This is a genomic window from Xanthovirga aplysinae, assembly GCF_009711365.1.
Taxonomy (GTDB): domain Bacteria; phylum Bacteroidota; class Bacteroidia; order Cytophagales; family Cyclobacteriaceae; genus Xanthovirga; species Xanthovirga aplysinae.
The window spans coordinates 1-248 of the sequence record NZ_SMMB01000049.1 but is presented as its reverse complement, the minus strand read 5'-3'; the positions used below and the strand labels follow the sequence as shown (position 1 = coordinate 248).

The window sequence follows — 248 nt, the reverse complement described above, 5'->3', positions numbered from 1 at the left end:
GTGATCGAATGCTCATCCACATCAAAGATGGTAAAGGGAATAAAGACAGATACACCATATTGAGTCATAATTTACTAACAGACCTTAGGAAATATTATTTAATCTTCCGTCCCAAAGAGTATTTGTTAGAAGGGGAAATGGGAAAGAAGTACAGCCCTACAAGCGTACAGAAAATTGTTAAACGTGCCGCCAAGCAAGCAGGCATAAGAAAAAAGGTTAGTCCGCATACTTTGCGACATAGCTTTGCC

At 39.5% G+C, this 248-nt stretch carries 1 protein-coding gene; it reads left to right on the top strand.

Going from position 1 to position 248, the window contains the following annotated elements:
• On the top strand, window positions 1-248 hold a 248-nt coding region (locus E1171_RS00050; RefSeq protein ID WP_155202968.1), incomplete at both ends, for a tyrosine-type recombinase/integrase.